Origin of the sequence: Aeromonas sp. R10-2 (assembly GCF_040908445.1) — a bacterium.
Lineage (GTDB): Bacteria > Pseudomonadota > Gammaproteobacteria > Enterobacterales > Aeromonadaceae > Aeromonas > Aeromonas veronii.
In genome coordinates this window covers 22,435-38,562 of sequence record NZ_JBFODS010000036.1, presented here as the reverse complement: position 1 = coordinate 38,562, position 16,128 = coordinate 22,435, and the positions used below count along the sequence as shown (strand labels likewise).

Sequence of the window (16,128 nt, the reverse complement as noted above, 5' to 3'; positions counted from 1 at the left end):
TCACTCGTTGGGTTCAACATTTTCTACCCTGGCCTTGAGCTTCTGGCCAGGCCGGAAGGTCACCACGCGGCGGGCGCTGATAGGAATATCCTCGCCCGTCTTGGGGTTGCGTCCGGGACGCTGATTCTTCTCACGAAGGTCAAAGTTACCGAAGCCTGAAATCTTGACTTGTTCACCACGCTCAAGCGCCTGTCGGATTTCCTCAAAGAAGGCTTCCACCATATCTTTGGCTTCACGCTTGCTCATCCCGAGCTGGGTGAACAGGTGCTCTGCAATGTCGGCTTTGGTAAGCGCCATAGATCAATCCCTCAAGGATGCATTCAACTCTTCACCAAGGGCCCGCACGACATTGTCTACGGTCTCGGCAATCTCTTTCTCCTCCAGGGTGCGCTGGGTGTCTTGCAATACAAGACTGATGGCCAGGCTCTTCTTGTCCTCTGCCATACCAGCACCCTGGTATACGTCAAACAAGTTTATTCCAACTACCTGATTTCCGCCAACTTTTTTAATTACCGCAAGCACATCACCTGCCAGAACCTGACGATCGACCACGACGGCGATGTCGCGACGGTTCGCCGGGAACTTGGAAACTTCGGCAGCCACAGGCACCTTGGCCGGGGTCAGCTTATCCAGCTCCAGCTCAAACATCACCGCGCGGCTCTTGAGGCCCAGCTTCTTCTCGAGGCTCGGGTGGATCACGCCGATGTGGCCGATGATCTCGCCATTGCGCAGGATGGCTGCGCTCTGGCCCGGGTGCAGGGCGCTGTGCTCGGTGCGCTCGAAGGTAAAGGTGGCCCCTTCGGCGGTCAAATCCAGCACCGCTTCCAGATCCCCTTTCAAATCAAAGAAGTCGGCTGCGCGGGTTTTGATGTCCCAGTGCTCGTCGCTCTGGTTGCCAGTGATGATACCGGCCAGCATCGGCTCCTGACGGATGCCATTCTCGGCGCTTTCATCCTTGATGAAACGCAGACCCTGTTCAAACAGACGCACACGCGGCTGCTGACGGTTCTGGTTGTAAACGACGGCCTGCACCAGACCCGGGAACAGAGAGACACGCATGGCGGACATCTCGACCGAGATCGGGTTCGGCAGCACGATGGCATCGCTCTGCGGGAACAGGGTTTGCTGGGTCTTGGGATCAACGAAGCTGTAGGTGATCGCCTCCTGGAAACCGCGGTCAACCAGCAGGTCGCGCACGCGCTTCAGGGTCACCTGCCCTTCTGCCTGCTCCACCATCGCCAGAGAGGCGGCGGGTTTCAGGTTCGGGATGTTGTTGTAGCCGTAGATGCGGGCCACTTCCTCGATGAGGTCTTCCTCAATGGCGATATCGAAACGCCAGGAGGGTGCCAGCGCAGTCCAACCGTCAGCATCCACAGTAACCTGCATGCCAAGGCGAGTCAGGATCTCGACCACTTGAGCGTCAGCCACGCTGATACCGATCACCTTGTCGAGCTTGGTGCGACGCAGCTTGATGGGTGTCGCTTTCGGCAGATGGGCATCGGATTTGACCTCGATGACCGGACCCGCTTCGCCGCCGCAGATGTCCAGCAGCAGACGGGTGGCTCTGTCCATCACCTTGGCTTGCAGCTCGGGATCAACCCCGCGCTCGAAGCGATGGGAAGAGTCGGTGTGCAGACCGTAAGCACGAGCACGGCCAGTGATGGAGAGCGGCGCAAAGAAGGCGCACTCCAGCAGAATGTCGGTGGTGGTCTCGGAAACACCGGTGCGGTTGCCGCCGAAGATACCGGCCATGCAGGCAGGACCTTTGGCATCGGCAATCACCAGGGTGGTCTCTTTGAGCTTCACTTCGTTGCCATCGAGCAGGGTCATCGGCTCATCGGCGTGGGCACGACGCACCACCAGTTCCCCTTCCAGGGTAGCCAGATCGAAGGCGTGCATCGGCTGACCGTATTCCAGCAGCAGGTAGTTGGTGATGTCGACGATGGCGTCGATGGAGCGAATGCCGCCCCGACGCAGCTTCTCTTGCATCCAGAGCGGGCTCTGGGCCTGCAGGTTCAGCCCCTTGATGACGCGCCCCAGATAACGAGGGCAATCGGCGGTTGCTTCAACCCGGATCGGGAAAGTTGCATCAATGGTGGCAACAGCAGGTGCCCAGGTCGGCTCGACCACGTCCACGCTGTTGAGCACGCCAATCTCGCGGGCCAGACCGGCGATACCGAGGCAATCGGCACGGTTCGGAGTCAGATCCACGTCGATGGAGACGTCGTTCAGATTGAGGTAGTCGCGAATATCGGTACCGATGGGAGCATCGGCCGGCAGCTCGATGATGCCATCGGCTTCAACGTCGATACCCAGCTCACTGAAAGAGCAGAGCATGCCATGGGACGGCTGGCCACGCAGCTTGGCTTTCTTGATGGTGAAATCACCCGGCAGGGTCGCCCCTACTTTGGCCACACACACTTTCAAGCCCTGACGGCAGTTTGGCGCGCCGCAGACGATGTCCAGCAGCTCGGCTTCACCCACGTTGACCTTGGTCACCCGCAGCTTGTCGGCGTCAGGATGTTGGGCGCACTCGACCACTTCACCCACCACCACATTGTTGAACTGGCCAGCCACCGCTTCCACGGCGTCCACTTCCAGACCGGCCATGGTGATCTGCTCGGCCAGTGCATTGTCACTCAACTCGGTGCGGACCCACTCCATCACCCAGGATTTACTGAATTTCATGTTCTCTCGCCCTTACTTGAACTGCTTGAGGAAGCGCAGGTCGTTTTCGAAGAAGGCACGCAGGTCGTTGACCCCGTAACGCAGCATGGTCAGGCGCTCAACGCCCATGCCGAAGGCAAAGCCCGAGTATTTTTCCGGATCGATGCCGACCGAACGCAGTACGTTCGGGTGCACCATGCCGCAGCCCAGCACTTCCAGCCACTTGCCGTTCTTGCCCATCACGTCCACTTCAGCGCTCGGCTCGGTGAACGGGAAATAGGAAGGACGGAAGCGAATGGTCAGGTCTTCCTCGAAGTAGTTGCGCAGGAAGTCGTGCAGAATGCCCTTCAGCTCGGTAAAGCTGGCATGCTCGTCAACCAGCAGGCCTTCAACCTGATGGAACATCGGGGTGTGGGTCATGTCGTAGTCGTTACGATAGACGCGGCCCGGTGCAATGATGCGGATCGGCGGCTGCTGATGCTCCATGGTACGGATCTGCACGCCCGAGGTGTGGGTACGCAGCATCAGATCAGGATTGAAGTAGAAGGTATCGTGATCGGTACGCGCCGGGTGATGAGCCGGAATGTTCAGCGCATCGAAGTTGTGGAAGCCATCTTCAATCTCGGGACCACGGGCAACCTTGAAGCCCATCTCGCCAAACAGGCGCTCGATGCGCTCTATGGTGCGGGTTACCGGGTGCAGACCGCCATTCTCGATGCGGCGACCCGGCAGGCTGACGTCGATGGTCTCGGCAGCCAGCTTCTGGTTCAGCACAGCAACCTCGAGCGCTTCACGACGCTCGTTCAGCGCATCCTGAACCTGCTGTTTTGCCTGGTTGATCACGGCGCCCGCGGCGGGACGCTCTTCGGCAGACAAGGCACCCAGGCCCTTCATCTGCTCGGTAAAAAAGCCCTTTTTACCCAGATATTTGACCCGGATTTCGTCGAGGGTAGCGATATCGCTCACGCCCTCAATTTCGGCTCTGGCTTGGCCGACTACTTCTTCAAGCTGTTGCATGTCTTCCTCGTCACCACTCCCGGTACAGGAGCCTTTAGGCTAAATAAGGTCAAGAGGGGAATAATACAAAAAAAGCCCCTTCGCTGACCATAGTTAAGGTGGGCTTTTCTCCCTACAAATCATTTTGTTATATCAAGCGAGTCTCATTGACTCACCGCCACTCCTGAAATATTAGAATAAACATCTAGTTTGTTGGCATATAAACCATTTGTAGAAAAGGTCATCTCGCACATATCGCTTTGTATGTAGAGAAATCTATAACTCGTGCAAAAAGCGAACAAAACGTGGATGAGAGAAAGGAAATAGTGATGCAAAACAGATGGTTATAGATACAAAAAAGGAGGCCTGAGCCTCCTTTTAGCGTTTATAACAGAACTGGATTAAACCAGAGCTGCTTTAGCTTTTTCAACCAGGGCGGTGAAAGCCATTTTGTCGTGAACGGCGATATCGGACAGGATCTTGCGATCGATCTCGATAGAAGCCTTCTTCAGACCGTTGATCAGACGGCTGTAGGACAGACCGTTCTGACGGGCTGCAGCGTTGATACGCGCAATCCACAGCTGACGGAACTGACGCTTTTTCTGGCGACGGTCACGGTAGGCATACTGACCAGCTTTGGTTACCGCTTGTACCGCTACGCGGTAAACACGGGAACGGGCGCCGTAGTAACCTTTGGCGGCTTTCATTACTTTCTTGTGACGAGCTCGAGCGGTCACACCACGTTTAACTCTTGGCATTTTTCACATCCCCCCTTATGCGTACGGCAGACAAGCGACAACACGTTTGTGGTCGGCAGCAGAAACCATGAATTTCGGTCCCAGCTGACGCTTACGCTTGCTGCTCTTCTTGGTCAGGATGTGACGCAGGTGGTTGTGCTTGCACTTGAAGCGACCCGAGCCAGTCTTCTTGAAGCGCTTTGCAGCACCCCGGTTGGTTTTCATCTTCGGCATTTCATACTCCGCATTGTGAGTGACAACAAAATCGCAAGGCGAACCAACTCATGGGGCAAGCCCCATGAGTCAATTTCTTGTGGGCCTTAAGATTTCTTCTTAGGTGCGAGGACCATCACAGCTTGACGGCCTTCGACTTTCGGGAACGACTCGACTACGGCCAACTCTTCCAGATCGTTCTTGACGCGCTCCAGAACCTTGATACCAAGATCCTGGTGGGCCATTTCACGACCACGGAAGCGCAGGGTGACCTTAGCCTTGTCCCCGTCTTCCAGAAAGCGAACCAGGTTGCGTAGTTTTACCTGATAGTCGCCTTCGTCAGTGCCAGGACGGAATTTGATTTCCTTAACCTGGACGACTTTCTGCTTTTTCTTCTGTTCTTTGGTTGTTTTGCTCTTTTCGTAGAGGAATTTGCCGTAATCCATGATCCGGCAAACGGGCGGCTCAGCATTTGGACTGATCTCGACCAGATCAACTCCGGCCTCTGCGGCCAAGTTCAGAGCATCCTGAATGGAGGTAATGCCAATGGCTTCACCATCCAGACCAGTCAGACGAACTTCTTTCAGACGGATCTCTTCATTGATCCGGTGAGCGCGGGCTTGCGGTTGCTTGCCCAGTTTTTTTCCGCCTTTTATAGCTTATTCCTCCACTTTCTTTTGTCCGCGGGTCTGAACTTCCTGGGTCAACAGAGCGATAAACTCTTCAACAGGATAAGTGCCCAGGTCAGCCCCTTTACGAGTCCGTACTGCAATCTTACCGGCTTCAACTTCTTTATCGCCGCAGACCAGCATGAAAGGTACTCGCTTCAAAGTATGCTCGCGGATTTTAAAGCCAATCTTCTCATTTCTCAAGTCCGCTTTTGCGCGAAGGCCCGCATCATTCAATGCTTTGGCTACTTTCACCGCATAATCGGCCTGATTGTCCGTGATATTCATGACCACAGCCTGAGTCGGTGCCAACCAGGTCGGGAACAGACCGGCGTACTCTTCAGTCAGAATACCGATGAAGCGCTCGATAGAACCCAGGATGGCCCGGTGGATCATCACAGGTACATGGCGATCGTTGTTTTCGCCCACATAAGTGGCACCCAGACGACCAGGCAGGGCAAAGTCGAGCTGCACGGTACCACATTGCCACGCACGATCAAGGCAATCGTGCAGGGTAAATTCAATTTTGGGACCGTAGAACGCCCCTTCACCCGGCTGCAGATCGTACTTCAGACCGTTGAGCTCCAGCGCTTCGGCCAGCGCTTTCTCGGCGCGATCCCACATCTCGTCGGAGCCGATACGCTGCTCGGGACGAGTGGAGAGCTTGACCACGATGTTCTCGAAGCCAAAGGTACCGTAGACGTCATAGACCATACGAATACAGCCGGAGACCTCTTCCATGATCTGCTCTTCGGTACAGAAGATGTGAGCGTCATCCTGAGTGAAACCGCGCACCCGCATCAGACCGTGCAGGGAACCGGACGGCTCGTTGCGGTGGCAGGAACCAAACTCGGCCATACGCAGCGGCAGATCGCGGTAGGACTTCAGACCCTGGTTGAAGATCTGGACGTGACCCGGGCAGTTCATCGGCTTGATGGCGTACTCGCGGTTTTCGGACTGGGTAGTGAACATGGCCTGGGCGTATTTCTCCCAGTGACCTGAACGCTCCCACAGAACGCGGTCCATCATGAACGGACCTTTCACTTCCTGATAGTCGTACTCTTTGAGCTTGCCGCGGATAAAGGTTTCCAGCTCACGGAAGATGGTCCAGCCATCGTTGTGCCAGAACACCATACCGGGTGCTTCTTCCTGCATGTGATACAGGTCGAGCTGCTTGCCAATCTTGCGGTGGTCGCGCTTGGCGGCCTCTTCCAGGCGCTGCAGATAGGCCTTGAGCTGCTTCTTGTCAGCCCAGGCGGTACCGTAGATACGCTGCAGCATCTTGTTGTTGGAGTCGCCACGCCAGTAGGCGCCGGACATCTTCAGCAACTTGAAGTGGTGGCAGTGGCGCATGTTGGGCACGTGCGGGCCGCGACACATGTCGATGTACTCTTCGTGATAATAGAGACCTGGCTGGTCATCACGGGCAATGTTCTGATCCAGGATTTCGACTTTGTAAGACTCGCCGCGCGCCTCGAATACATCGCGCGCTTCTTGCCAGGAGACTTTCTTCTTGATGACGTCGTAATCCTTGGCTACCAGCGCCAGCATGCGCTCTTCCAGGGCAGCCAGATCTTCATCGGTCAGGGTACGGTCAAGATCAACGTCATAGTAGAAGCCGTTGTCGATGACAGGACCGATGGCCATCTTGGTCTGGGGCCAGAGTTGCTTGATAGCATGACCCAGCAAGTGGGCGCAGGAGTGGCGCAGGATGTCCAGACCTTCTTCGTCTTTGGCGGTGATGATGGCCAGCGCAGCATCGGCTTCGATCAGCTCGCACGCATCCACCAGTTCACCGTTTACCCGACCGGCAATGCACGCCTTGGCGAGACCGGGACCGATGTCCGCAGCCACATCCATGACGGAAACAGAGTGGGCAAATTGACGTTGGCTGCCGTCAGGCAGAGTAATGATTGGCATTATGTGTTTCCTTATACAGTGGTGACCCCTACCAAAGGTCACATGCGGGATGGAAAAGAGATTCAAAAAGGTGATGTTCTGGTTCTCCACAGCACTTTGCGAAGACGGCCTGACACGTAAACCACATGTCTAACGTGACAAACCAAGCCAAAACGGTCCCATGCTACCAGAAGTCGGGCGTGCTGTATCGGATTTGCAGATATTTTCTACAGTCAAATGAGTCGCCTGCCGACTATTCACCAAGCAGGGATTGCCAGTTGAAGTCAAAGTCACTGCTCCCCTCCTCGGCCAACGCCAGCTCTTGCAGCACCTGAAGCGCCAGCTTGTTGCCCTTTTGTGCCGCCTGATAGAGCCACTGTTTCGCCTGAGGCAGATCGACCCTGCCGCTGACCCCCATCAGATGAAGGACGCCGACTTTCAGCATGGCCGGGACATCACCATTGCGGGCAGCCTGCTCCATCCAGTGAAAGGCTTGGCGCAGATCTCGCTTGACCCCGACACCGCGCAGATAGAGCTCTGCCAGCCGATATTGGCCGAAGGGATCCCCTGCCTGCGCCGACTGGCGATAGAGGCTGATGGCCTGATGGATATCCTGCTCGCTCCCCTGCCCCACTTCATGGCTCCAGCCCATGAGTGCCTGCGCCCGAGGTTGGCCTTGATCGGCCAGTGGCAACCAGATCCGGGTCGCCTCATCGAAGTGACCGGTACGCCAGGCACGGTTGGCGGCAGCCATCTCCTGCTCGGTGGAGAGCGGAAGCAGACGCCAGATAACAAGGGCAAGCAGACAGATAAACAGCCAGCGGGAAGTGGTGGGTCTCATGATGATTTCCGTGATCCAGTTCTCATTTCGTCTATGTAAACGAAATGTAGCGCCGCGATCAAGCTAGAGATCCCTGCGACAACCCTTTTTGCACCCGGTCTATCAGCAGTAGTTGTCATTTATCCGGGGCACCTGCAAAATAACTGTATGTATAAACAGTGCAGGTGCGCACCATGGCAGGACGAGGCAGCCCCCACAATATCGATCACCGTTTTAGCGGCCTCCTTGTCGAAGCGGTCGATGACGGCTGGCAATCGTCCGATTGGGATGCCGCCTTCACTTCTTCTGTGCCTGGCACCGAGGTGCGGGAGATCGATGCACGCAGCATCATCAGCTACAACAGCTCGCCGGATGTCCCCTTTGGTCGCTCCATCAACCCCTATCAGGGGTGCGAACACGGCTGCATCTACTGCTATGCCAGACCCAGCCATGCCTATCTGGAGCTCTCCCCTGGCCTCGATTTCGAGAGCAAGCTGTTTGCCAAACGCAATGCAGCCGACCTGCTGCGCCGGGAGTTTGCCAAACCTGCCTATCAGCCACAGACCATCTTCATTGGCGCCAATACCGACCCCTATCAACCCATCGAGCAGCGCTATCGCCTCACCCGGCAGTTGCTGGAAGTGATGCTGGCCCACCGCCATCCGGTCGGGCTCATTACCAAGAGCGCCATGATCTTGCGCGACCTCGATCTGTTGACCGAGCTGGCCAGAGAGGGACTGTGTCAGGTGATGGTGTCGGTGACGACCTTGAACGAAACCCTGCGCCGACAGCTGGAGCCCCGCGCCAGCACGGGTGCAGGCCGCTTGAAAGTGATCGAGAAGCTGGCCAACGCTGGCGTGCAGGTGGGGGTACTGGCCGCCCCCATGATCCCGCGGCTCAATGAGCCGGAGCTGGAGCAGATCATCAAATCGGCGGCCGAGGCAGGCGCCAGTTGCGCCGATTACATCCTGCTGCGTCTGCCCCACGAACTGGCGCCGCTATTTGGGGACTGGCTCGATACCCACTATCCGGGCCAGAAGGAAGCTATTTTGAATCAGTTGCGAACCAGCCGCGGTGGCGGGCTCAACAGTACCGCCTTCGGTACCCGCATGCGCGGTGAGGGGCTCTTTGCCGATCTGCTGGCCCAGCGCTTTCGCCTTATCAGCAAGCGCCTTGATCTGGGCAAACGCCATATTCAGCTCAAGCTGGATGGGTTTATCCGCCCCGGGGAGCAGCTGTCGCTCTTCTAATCCCCCTCTCATGCCCTGCATATATCAGGTGCACAGCCCTTGCCTGCCAAGAGGTCTATAGGAAGGATTGTCGCGACAGGATCGCGCTATCCGCTAAAGAGAGGGCTAGCGCCTTAGCCTGCGCGCTGATCCCGCCCCTGCTCCACCATTTCAACTGGCAGTCGCGAGGGTTCATAAGCCACTTCGTGCTCATCCTCTTCATACAGCGGCACCTCTGACTCGCCCCATACCCGGCTCCACCAAATTTCCCACGTGATCCAACTGGTCATATGCAGCTCCTGACGGTGAAGGTGATGGCAACAACGCACCACTCGCCTGGCAGGATAGCGGCTGGGAATGACAGGGAAATGACAAAAAAATCACTTGTAAAAAGGCAACTGGCCGTGACAAGGAAAAGCCGAAATAGCTCACATAATCGGCGAAATCATCCTGAAAGCGGTCACAAATCTGCAGGTTGTGGATTGCAGCCCACCCTGTTCCCGCCAAAGCTGGGTTGCCCATTCAGGCATCTATAAAAACAGGGACACAATAATGAAACACACAGCGGGAATATGGGCGATCGCAGGCATGCTGATCGCCCCCTTGGCGCACGCCGACGTCATACTGCACGCCTTCAACTGGAAGTACAGTGAAGTGACCGCCAAAGCCGACCTTATCAAGTCGGCCGGTTACAAACAGGTACTCATCTCGCCGCCTCTCAAGTCATCAGGCAACGAATGGTGGGCCCGTTACCAGCCGCAGGATCTGCGTCTTGTCGACTCACCCCTTGGCAACAAGCAGGATCTCGAGCAGCTGATCGCAGCCATGAAGGCGCGGGGCATCGCCGTCTATGCCGATGTGGTGCTCAACCACATGGCCAACGAAAGCTGGAAACGCAGCGATCTCAACTATCCCGGCAACGAACTGCTGCAAAGCTACGCCAGCAACCCGGCCTATTTCGAGCGCCAGAAACTGTTTGGCGATCTCGGGCAAAACTTCCTCTCCGGTCAGGATTTTCATCCCGAAGGGTGCATCAGCGACTGGAGCGATCCGGGTCATGTCCAGTATTGGCGACTCTGTGGTGGTGCCGGTGACAAGGGGCTGCCGGATCTGGATCCCAATAACTGGGTGGTTAGCCAGCAACAGGCCTACCTCAAGGCGCTCAAGGGGATGGGGATCAAGGGTTTTCGGGTCGATGCGGTCAAACACATGAGCGATTACCAGATCAATGCCGTGTTCACCCCCGAGATCAAACAGGGGATGCACGTATTTGGCGAGGTGATCACCACAGGGGGCGCAGGCAGCACCGATTACGAGCGCTTCCTCAAACCCTACCTCGACAGCAGCGGCCAGGGAGCCTATGACTTTCCGCTGTTTGCCTCCCTGCGCGGCGCGCTGGGGTATGGCGGCAGCATGAACCTGCTGGCGGATCCGGGCGCCTACGGTCAGGCGCTACCGGGCAGTCGCGCCGTCACCTTTGCCGTGACCCACGACATCCCCACCAACGACGGCTTCCGCTATCAGATCTTAAGCCAGACTGACGAGAAGCTGGCCTATGCCTACCTGCTCGGCCGCGATGGTGGCTCGCCGCTGATCTACTCCGATCACGGCGAGACCCAGGCCAAGGATGGACTGCGCTGGCAGGATTACTACCAGCGCGCCGATCTCAAGGGGATGATCCGCTTCCACAATGCGGTGCAGGGTCAACCCATGCAGCTGGTCGGCAGCGGTGACTGCTTCGTGCTGTTCAAACGGGGCAAACAGGGGCTGGTCGGTATCAACAAGTGCGACTACGAGCAGGAGTATTGGCTCGATACCGCCAGGTTCGAGATGAACTGGTATCGCAACTATCGGGACGTGCTCGACCAAGGGGCCGTAGTCAACGTGCAGAGCCAGTGGGTACGGGTCGCCATTCCCGCCCGCAGCGCCAGAATGTGGCTGCAGGAGTGATCCAGCCGTAAGAGCAGCGTAGAGACATAAAAAGCAGACAAATAGAAAGAGCGACCACCAGGGTCGCTCTTTTTGCTCAGAGACGTTGCTCGGGTAACAGGTGACGATTACTCGTCGCCCGCTTCCCCAGCATCGACCGCATCAGTGCCGGTCGCGGTATCGGTACCTTCAGATACCTCACCGTCAACGGCCAACGCGTCGTTCTCGTCTTCGTCGCTCTCGGCGATACGCTGCAGGCCAACCACGGTCTCGTCTTCACCGGTACGGATCAGACGGACACCGCCGGTGTTACGGCCAATGACGCTCACCTCGGCAACACGGGTACGCACCAGAGTACCGCCGTTGGTGATCAGCATGATCTGATCGGTATCTTCGACCTGGATCGCATCGATCACCTTGCCATTACGCTCATCCACCTTGATGGAGATAACGCCCTGGGTACCACGGCTCTTGGTCGGGTATTCGGCCAACGCAGTCCGCTTGCCGTAACCGTTCTCGGTGGCGGTGAGGATGGCACCTTCGCCGCGCGGAACGATGAGGGAAACCACCTTGTCACCGGCACCCAGTTTGATGCCGCGTACACCGGCCGCGGTACGGCCCATCGGACGCACACCCTTGAAGGTACCCTTGCTTTCGGTGCCTTCGCCGTTGTCGCTGCCATCATCGTCATTGCCGGCATCGTCGTCGGTTTCAACGTCATCGCTGACATCGGCATCAGCGCGACCGCTGCCTTCCGCGAAGCGAACAACTTTGCCCGCGTCGGAGAAGAGCATGATCTCGTTGCTGCCGTCGGTGATATCCACCCCGATCAGCTCATCACCCTCTTTGAGGTTGATGGCGCGGATACCGGAGGAGAGCGGACGGCTGAAGTCAGAGAGGCTGGTCTTCTTCACGGTACCGTTGGCGGTGGCGAAGAACACATACTTCTCGGCATCATACTCCTTCACCGGCAGGATAGCGGTGATACGCTCACCCTCTTCCAGCGGCAGCAGGTTGATGATCGGACGACCACGGGCGCCACGGGACGCCTCCGGCAACTGGTAAACCTTGAGCCAGTAGACCTTGCCACGGGTGGAGAAGCACAGAATGGTGTCGTGGGTGTTGGCCACCAGCAGACGCTCCACAAAGTCCTCTTCCTTGATCCGGGTGGCCGACTTGCCACGACCACCACGGCGCTGGGCCTCGTAGTCGGAGAGCGGCTGATACTTCACATAGCCCTGGTGAGACAGGGTAACCACCACATCTTCCGGGGTGATCAGATCTTCGATGTTGATCTCGGCACTGGACATGCTGATCTCGGTGCGACGCTCGTCACCATACTGCTCGCGCACGGCCAGCAGTTCATCGCGGATCACTTCCATCAGACGAGCAGGGCTCGCCAGGATGTGCAGCAGCTCGGCGATCAGATCCAGCAGAGATTGGTACTCTTCCAGGATCTTCTCGTGCTCGAGGCCGGTCAGCTTGTGCAGACGCAGGTCAAGGATGGCCTGGGCTTGCTGTTCGGTCAGGAAGTATTGACCTTCACGGATACCGAACTCGGGCTCCAGCCACTCTGGCCGTGCCGCATCGTCGCCCGCTTTTTCCAGCATGGCGGCCACGTTGCCAAGCTCCCAGCCCTTGGCAACCAGGCCCGCTTTCGCGTCTGCCGGGGTCGCGCTGTGACGGATCAGCTCGATGATGGGATCAATGTTGGCCAGCGCAACCGCCAGACCTTCCAAAATGTGTGCCCGATCCCGCGCTTTGCGCAGTTCGAACACGGTCCGGCGAGTCACCACTTCACGGCGGTGCAGCAGGAACGCATCCAGGATCTCTTTAAGGTTCATCACCTTGGGCTGGTTGTTATCGAGCGCCACCATGTTGATGCCGAACGTGGTCTGCATCTGGGTGTGCTTGTAGAGATTGTTCAGCACAATCTCGCCGGACTCGCCGCGCTTGATCTCGATAACGATGCGCATGCCGTCTTTGTCAGACTCATCGCGCAGGGCACTGATGCCCTCGATCTTCTTCTCTTTGACCAGCTCGGCAATCTTCTCGATCAGTCGAGCCTTGTTCACCTGATAGGGGATCTCGTGAACGATGATGGTCTCGCGACTGGTCTTCTCGTCCACTTCCACTTCAGCTTTGGCCCGCACATAGATGGAGCCACGACCGGTACGGTACGCCTGCACGATGCCGGAACGACCGTTGATAATGCCGCCGGTGGGGAAATCCGGGCCGGTGATGTAGGTCATCAGCTCGTCAATGGTGAGGTCGCCATTTTCGATCAGCGCCAGACAGCCATTGACAATCTCGGTGAGGTTGTGAGGCGGAATGTTGGTCGCCATGCCCACCGCAATACCGGAGGAGCCGTTGACCAGCAGGTTGGGAACCTTGGTAGGCATGACCGCCGGGATCATCTCGGTGCCGTCATAGTTCGGCACCCAGTCCACTGTCTCTTTGTCCAGATCAGCCAGCAGCTCGTGGGAGATGCGGGCCATCCGCACTTCGGTATAACGCATCGCCGCGGCGCTGTCGCCGTCGACTGAACCGAAGTTGCCCTGACCATCGACCAGCATGTAACGCATGGAGAAATCCTGCGCCATCCGGACAATGGTGTCATACACAGCGATATCGCCGTGCGGGTGATATTTACCGATTACGTCACCGACCACACGGGCCGATTTTTTATAGGGCTTGTTCCAGTCGTTCCCCAACTCGTTCATAGCAAACAGAACGCGGCGGTGAACCGGTTTCAAGCCATCACGCACATCCGGCAGAGCTCGTCCTACGATCACGCTCATGGCGTAATCAAGATAGGAACTCTTGAGCTCTTCTTCGATGTTGACCGGCGTGATCTCTCTGGCCAGATCGCTCATAGAAAGCCTTATCCCTAATTAGTTGTTCTTTGGCTTAAACAGCGCGACATGGTAACACACTGAGCCAAATACCTTAAGCCACAAATCGGGTATCAGATCGGGCTGGTGTGACAAAGTCCGTCCGTTATAATGCCCGCCAGGACAATAGATTGCGCCCATGACTCAGAAGCGGGCGCCCTGCCACAGGATCTTCGAAAAATGAACAGTGATGCCAATGTCGATCTGACAGAAATCGCCAAGTTTGAAGCCATCGCCTCCCGCTGGTGGGACATGGAAGGTGAATTCAAACCCCTGCATCAAATCAATCCGGTACGCCTTGACTGGATCACCGACAAAAGTGGCGGTCTGTTTGGCAAGCGCATTCTCGATATCGGATGTGGTGGCGGCATCCTCTCCGAGAGCATGGCCCGCCGTGGCGCCAGGGTCACCGGCATCGACATGGGCAAGGAGCCCCTCGGCGTCGCCCGCCTGCACGCCCTTGAGCAGGGTGTCGAGCTCGAGTACCGCCAGATCACTGCCGAAGCCCATGCCGCCGAAGTGCCGGGCCAGTATGACGTGGTCACCTGCATGGAGATGCTGGAGCATGTGCCGGACCCCGCCTCCGTGCTGCGCGCCATCGCGACTTTGGTACGCCCGGGCGGACGGGTGTTCGTCTCCACCATCAACCGCAACCCCAAATCCTATCTGATGATGATCATCGGGGCCGAATACCTGATGAAGATGGTGCCCAAGGGTACCCACGATCACAAAAAATTCATCACCCCGGCCGAATTGTGTCGCATGGGTGAAGCAGCTGGCCTGCTGGTGCGGGATATGAGCGGTGTCCACTACGCCCCGCTCACCAACCAGTTCAAGCTCGGCAAAAATGTCGACGTCAACTATATGGTGGAGTTTGTCCGCCCGGAGCACGGTTGATGAGCGCCTCTCACCCTGTGCCCCTGCGCTGCGTGCTGTTCGATCTGGATGGCACCCTGCTCGACACGGCCCCGGATCTCGGCGCCGCCGTCAACCATGTGCTGATAAACGAAGGTTTTGCGCCGCTCTCTGACGACATCATTCGTCAGACCACCTCCCACGGAGCGCTCGGGCTGCTCAAAGCAGGGCTCGGCAACGAACTGCTTGAAGAGCTGGGTGCCACCCGCCTGCGCAATGCCCTGCTCGACTACTACGCGGCCAATCTCTGCGTCGGTACCCGCCCCTATGAGGGAATGGTGGATCTCATCGAGTGGCTCGACGAGAAACAGCTCCCCTGGGGCATAGTCACCAACAAGCCGGGCTTTCTCACCGAGCCGCTGCTGGCGGCCCTGCCACAGCTCGCCAGCTGCGGCGTAACGGTCAGCGCCGATACCCTGCCGGTACGCAAGCCCGACCCCGCCCCCATGTTCTTTGCTTGTGAGAAGCTGGGGGTCGAAGCAGCTCACTGCCTCTATGTGGGGGATCATGTGCGGGACATCGAAGCCGGCCGCAATGCTGGCATGCGCACCGCGGTCGCTGGCTGGGGCTATCTCAATGATGAGGAAGATCCCGCCCAGTGGGGCGCCGATCTGCAGTTTGATACCGTGCAGGCCCTGCACCACTGGCTGCGCTATGAGTTGACGGCCAAGGCGTAACGCGCAGCCTTACCGGCTGACATGCGATAACGGGGCGAAGAGACTCTCCGCCCCCTGAATCTCTCTTCCATTACGCTCCCGCGTCCTGCGCCACCGTCACTCCTCTATTGATGGATAATAAAGGCAACTTACCGCCTGTTGGATGCCCATTTGACAAGCTTATAGACGTCACACAGCGGCCACAACACCCCATCGTCTGATGCAAAGCCCTTGCCACGCTGAGCCCGCGGCTAGAACAACTGGACAGCTTTTGACCCTTATTGCATAAGGGATAATCAGCCGCCGTTTGCTAGTAAAAAGCACCCTGTTCCGCAAGCAAAAAAAGTTATTTAAATTTTCCATCTTCGATCGGGAGACTTGCATTTAGCGGAGCGGACGAATGAAAACCCGCTCACTGTGAGCGGTCACTAACTGATGGGGCAAGACTCACAATTTATCCACAGCTCGTCACTTATCCACACATTGCAATGGCGGGCTGACCTCA

At 57.3% G+C, this 16,128-nt stretch carries 14 protein-coding genes; 4 read left to right on the top strand and 10 right to left on the bottom strand.

The window, feature by feature from the left end; all coding sequences use genetic code 11:
• The 8 genes from ihfA to AB5Y97_RS09225 form a co-directional block, all read right to left on the bottom strand.
• Entirely contained in the window at positions 1–297 is a 297-nt protein-coding gene (gene ihfA / locus AB5Y97_RS09260; protein WP_005300715.1) for an integration host factor subunit alpha, read from the bottom strand.
• A 3-nt stretch (positions 298–300) separates the two neighbouring features.
• The gene (gene pheT / locus AB5Y97_RS09255) at positions 301–2,688 is read right to left on the bottom strand and encodes a phenylalanine--tRNA ligase subunit beta (protein WP_279498281.1); all 2,388 of its coding nucleotides are present in this window, start codon (positions 2,686–2,688) and stop codon (positions 301–303) included.
• Between the two features lie 12 nt (positions 2,689–2,700).
• Positions 2,701–3,684, bottom strand: a complete 984-nt coding sequence (pheS, locus tag AB5Y97_RS09250; RefSeq protein ID WP_005336686.1) for a phenylalanine--tRNA ligase subunit alpha — start codon at positions 3,682–3,684, stop codon at positions 2,701–2,703.
• Positions 3,685–4,064: 380 nt separating this feature from the next.
• Complete coding sequence (gene rplT, locus AB5Y97_RS09245) at positions 4,065–4,421, bottom strand: 50S ribosomal protein L20 (protein ID WP_005336687.1); 357 nt, start codon at positions 4,419–4,421, stop codon at positions 4,065–4,067.
• A gap of 15 nt (positions 4,422–4,436) precedes the next feature.
• The gene (gene rpmI, locus AB5Y97_RS09240; RefSeq protein ID WP_005336688.1) at positions 4,437–4,634 is read right to left on the bottom strand and encodes a 50S ribosomal protein L35; all 198 of its coding nucleotides are present in this window, start codon (positions 4,632–4,634) and stop codon (positions 4,437–4,439) included.
• Between the two features lie 86 nt (positions 4,635–4,720).
• The gene (gene infC / locus AB5Y97_RS09235; protein ID WP_196783562.1) at positions 4,721–5,251 is read right to left on the bottom strand and encodes a translation initiation factor IF-3; all 531 of its coding nucleotides are present in this window, start codon (positions 5,249–5,251) and stop codon (positions 4,721–4,723) included.
• A 21-nt stretch (positions 5,252–5,272) separates the two neighbouring features.
• Complete coding sequence (gene thrS, locus AB5Y97_RS09230) at positions 5,273–7,201, bottom strand: threonine--tRNA ligase (protein WP_279487216.1); 1,929 nt, start codon at positions 7,199–7,201, stop codon at positions 5,273–5,275.
• A gap of 232 nt (positions 7,202–7,433) precedes the next feature.
• On the bottom strand, positions 7,434–8,021 hold the full coding sequence (locus tag AB5Y97_RS09225; protein ID WP_368157677.1) for a tetratricopeptide repeat protein: 588 nt from the start codon (positions 8,019–8,021) through the stop codon (positions 7,434–7,436).
• Positions 8,022–8,194: 173 nt separating this feature from the next.
• Here AB5Y97_RS09225 and AB5Y97_RS09220 point away from each other — a divergent pair, with 173 nt between their 5' ends.
• Positions 8,195–9,250, top strand: coding sequence for a PA0069 family radical SAM protein (locus AB5Y97_RS09220; RefSeq protein WP_274161699.1), 1,056 nt, complete (start codon positions 8,195–8,197; stop codon positions 9,248–9,250).
• A gap of 113 nt (positions 9,251–9,363) precedes the next feature.
• On the opposite strand, the gene AB5Y97_RS09215 is transcribed toward AB5Y97_RS09220, so the two are convergent.
• Positions 9,364–9,519 carry a hypothetical protein gene (locus AB5Y97_RS09215; RefSeq protein WP_164536862.1) on the bottom strand — a complete coding sequence of 52 codons (156 nt, stop codon included), beginning with the start codon at positions 9,517–9,519 and terminating at the stop codon, positions 9,364–9,366.
• A 262-nt stretch (positions 9,520–9,781) separates the two neighbouring features.
• Here AB5Y97_RS09215 and AB5Y97_RS09210 point away from each other — a divergent pair, with 262 nt between their 5' ends.
• Positions 9,782–11,179: an alpha-amylase family protein gene (locus AB5Y97_RS09210; protein ID WP_274161698.1), complete on the top strand. Its 1,398-nt coding sequence runs from the start codon at positions 9,782–9,784 to the stop codon at positions 11,177–11,179.
• Positions 11,180–11,286: 107 nt separating this feature from the next.
• Here the strand turns inward: AB5Y97_RS09210 and gyrA are convergent, their stop codons facing one another.
• Complete coding sequence (gyrA, locus tag AB5Y97_RS09205) at positions 11,287–14,034, bottom strand: DNA topoisomerase (ATP-hydrolyzing) subunit A (RefSeq protein ID WP_043170192.1); 2,748 nt, start codon at positions 14,032–14,034, stop codon at positions 11,287–11,289.
• Positions 14,035–14,232: 198 nt separating this feature from the next.
• Here gyrA and ubiG point away from each other — a divergent pair, with 198 nt between their 5' ends.
• Positions 14,233–14,949, top strand: coding sequence for a bifunctional 2-polyprenyl-6-hydroxyphenol methylase/3-demethylubiquinol 3-O-methyltransferase UbiG (gene ubiG, locus AB5Y97_RS09200; RefSeq protein ID WP_042053701.1), 717 nt, complete (start codon positions 14,233–14,235; stop codon positions 14,947–14,949).
• Positions 14,949–15,644 (top strand): HAD-IA family hydrolase, encoded by a 696-nt coding sequence (locus AB5Y97_RS09195; RefSeq protein ID WP_279458829.1) that lies wholly within the window; start codon positions 14,949–14,951, stop codon positions 15,642–15,644. Before ubiG ends, AB5Y97_RS09195 begins: the two co-directional genes overlap by 1 nt.
• Positions 15,645–16,128: the final 484 nt, after the last annotated feature.

Excerpts from the sequence above, each read along its gene's own strand:
- ihfA (WP_005300715.1), bottom strand. The coding sequence starts at position 297 with ATGGCGCTTACCAAAGCCGACATTGCAGAGCACCTGTTCACCCAGCTC.
- pheT (WP_279498281.1), bottom strand. The coding sequence starts at position 2,688 with ATGAAATTCAGTAAATCCTGGGTGATGGAGTGGGTCCGCACCGAGTTG.
- pheS (WP_005336686.1), bottom strand. The coding sequence starts at position 3,684 with ATGCAACAGCTTGAAGAAGTAGTCGGCCAAGCCAGAGCCGAAATTGAG.
- rplT (WP_005336687.1), bottom strand. The coding sequence starts at position 4,421 with ATGCCAAGAGTTAAACGTGGTGTGACCGCTCGAGCTCGTCACAAGAAA.
- rpmI (WP_005336688.1), bottom strand. The coding sequence starts at position 4,634 with ATGCCGAAGATGAAAACCAACCGGGGTGCTGCAAAGCGCTTCAAGAAG.
- thrS (WP_279487216.1), bottom strand. The coding sequence starts at position 7,201 with ATGCCAATCATTACTCTGCCTGACGGCAGCCAACGTCAATTTGCCCAC.
- AB5Y97_RS09225 (WP_368157677.1), bottom strand. The coding sequence starts at position 8,021 with ATGAGACCCACCACTTCCCGCTGGCTGTTTATCTGTCTGCTTGCCCTT.
- AB5Y97_RS09220 (WP_274161699.1), top strand. The coding sequence starts at position 8,195 with ATGGCAGGACGAGGCAGCCCCCACAATATCGATCACCGTTTTAGCGGC.
- AB5Y97_RS09215 (WP_164536862.1), bottom strand. The coding sequence starts at position 9,519 with ATGACCAGTTGGATCACGTGGGAAATTTGGTGGAGCCGGGTATGGGGC.
- AB5Y97_RS09210 (WP_274161698.1), top strand. The coding sequence starts at position 9,782 with ATGAAACACACAGCGGGAATATGGGCGATCGCAGGCATGCTGATCGCC.
- gyrA (WP_043170192.1), bottom strand. The coding sequence starts at position 14,034 with ATGAGCGATCTGGCCAGAGAGATCACGCCGGTCAACATCGAAGAAGAG.
- ubiG (WP_042053701.1), top strand. The coding sequence starts at position 14,233 with ATGAACAGTGATGCCAATGTCGATCTGACAGAAATCGCCAAGTTTGAA.
- AB5Y97_RS09195 (WP_279458829.1), top strand. The coding sequence starts at position 14,949 with ATGAGCGCCTCTCACCCTGTGCCCCTGCGCTGCGTGCTGTTCGATCTG.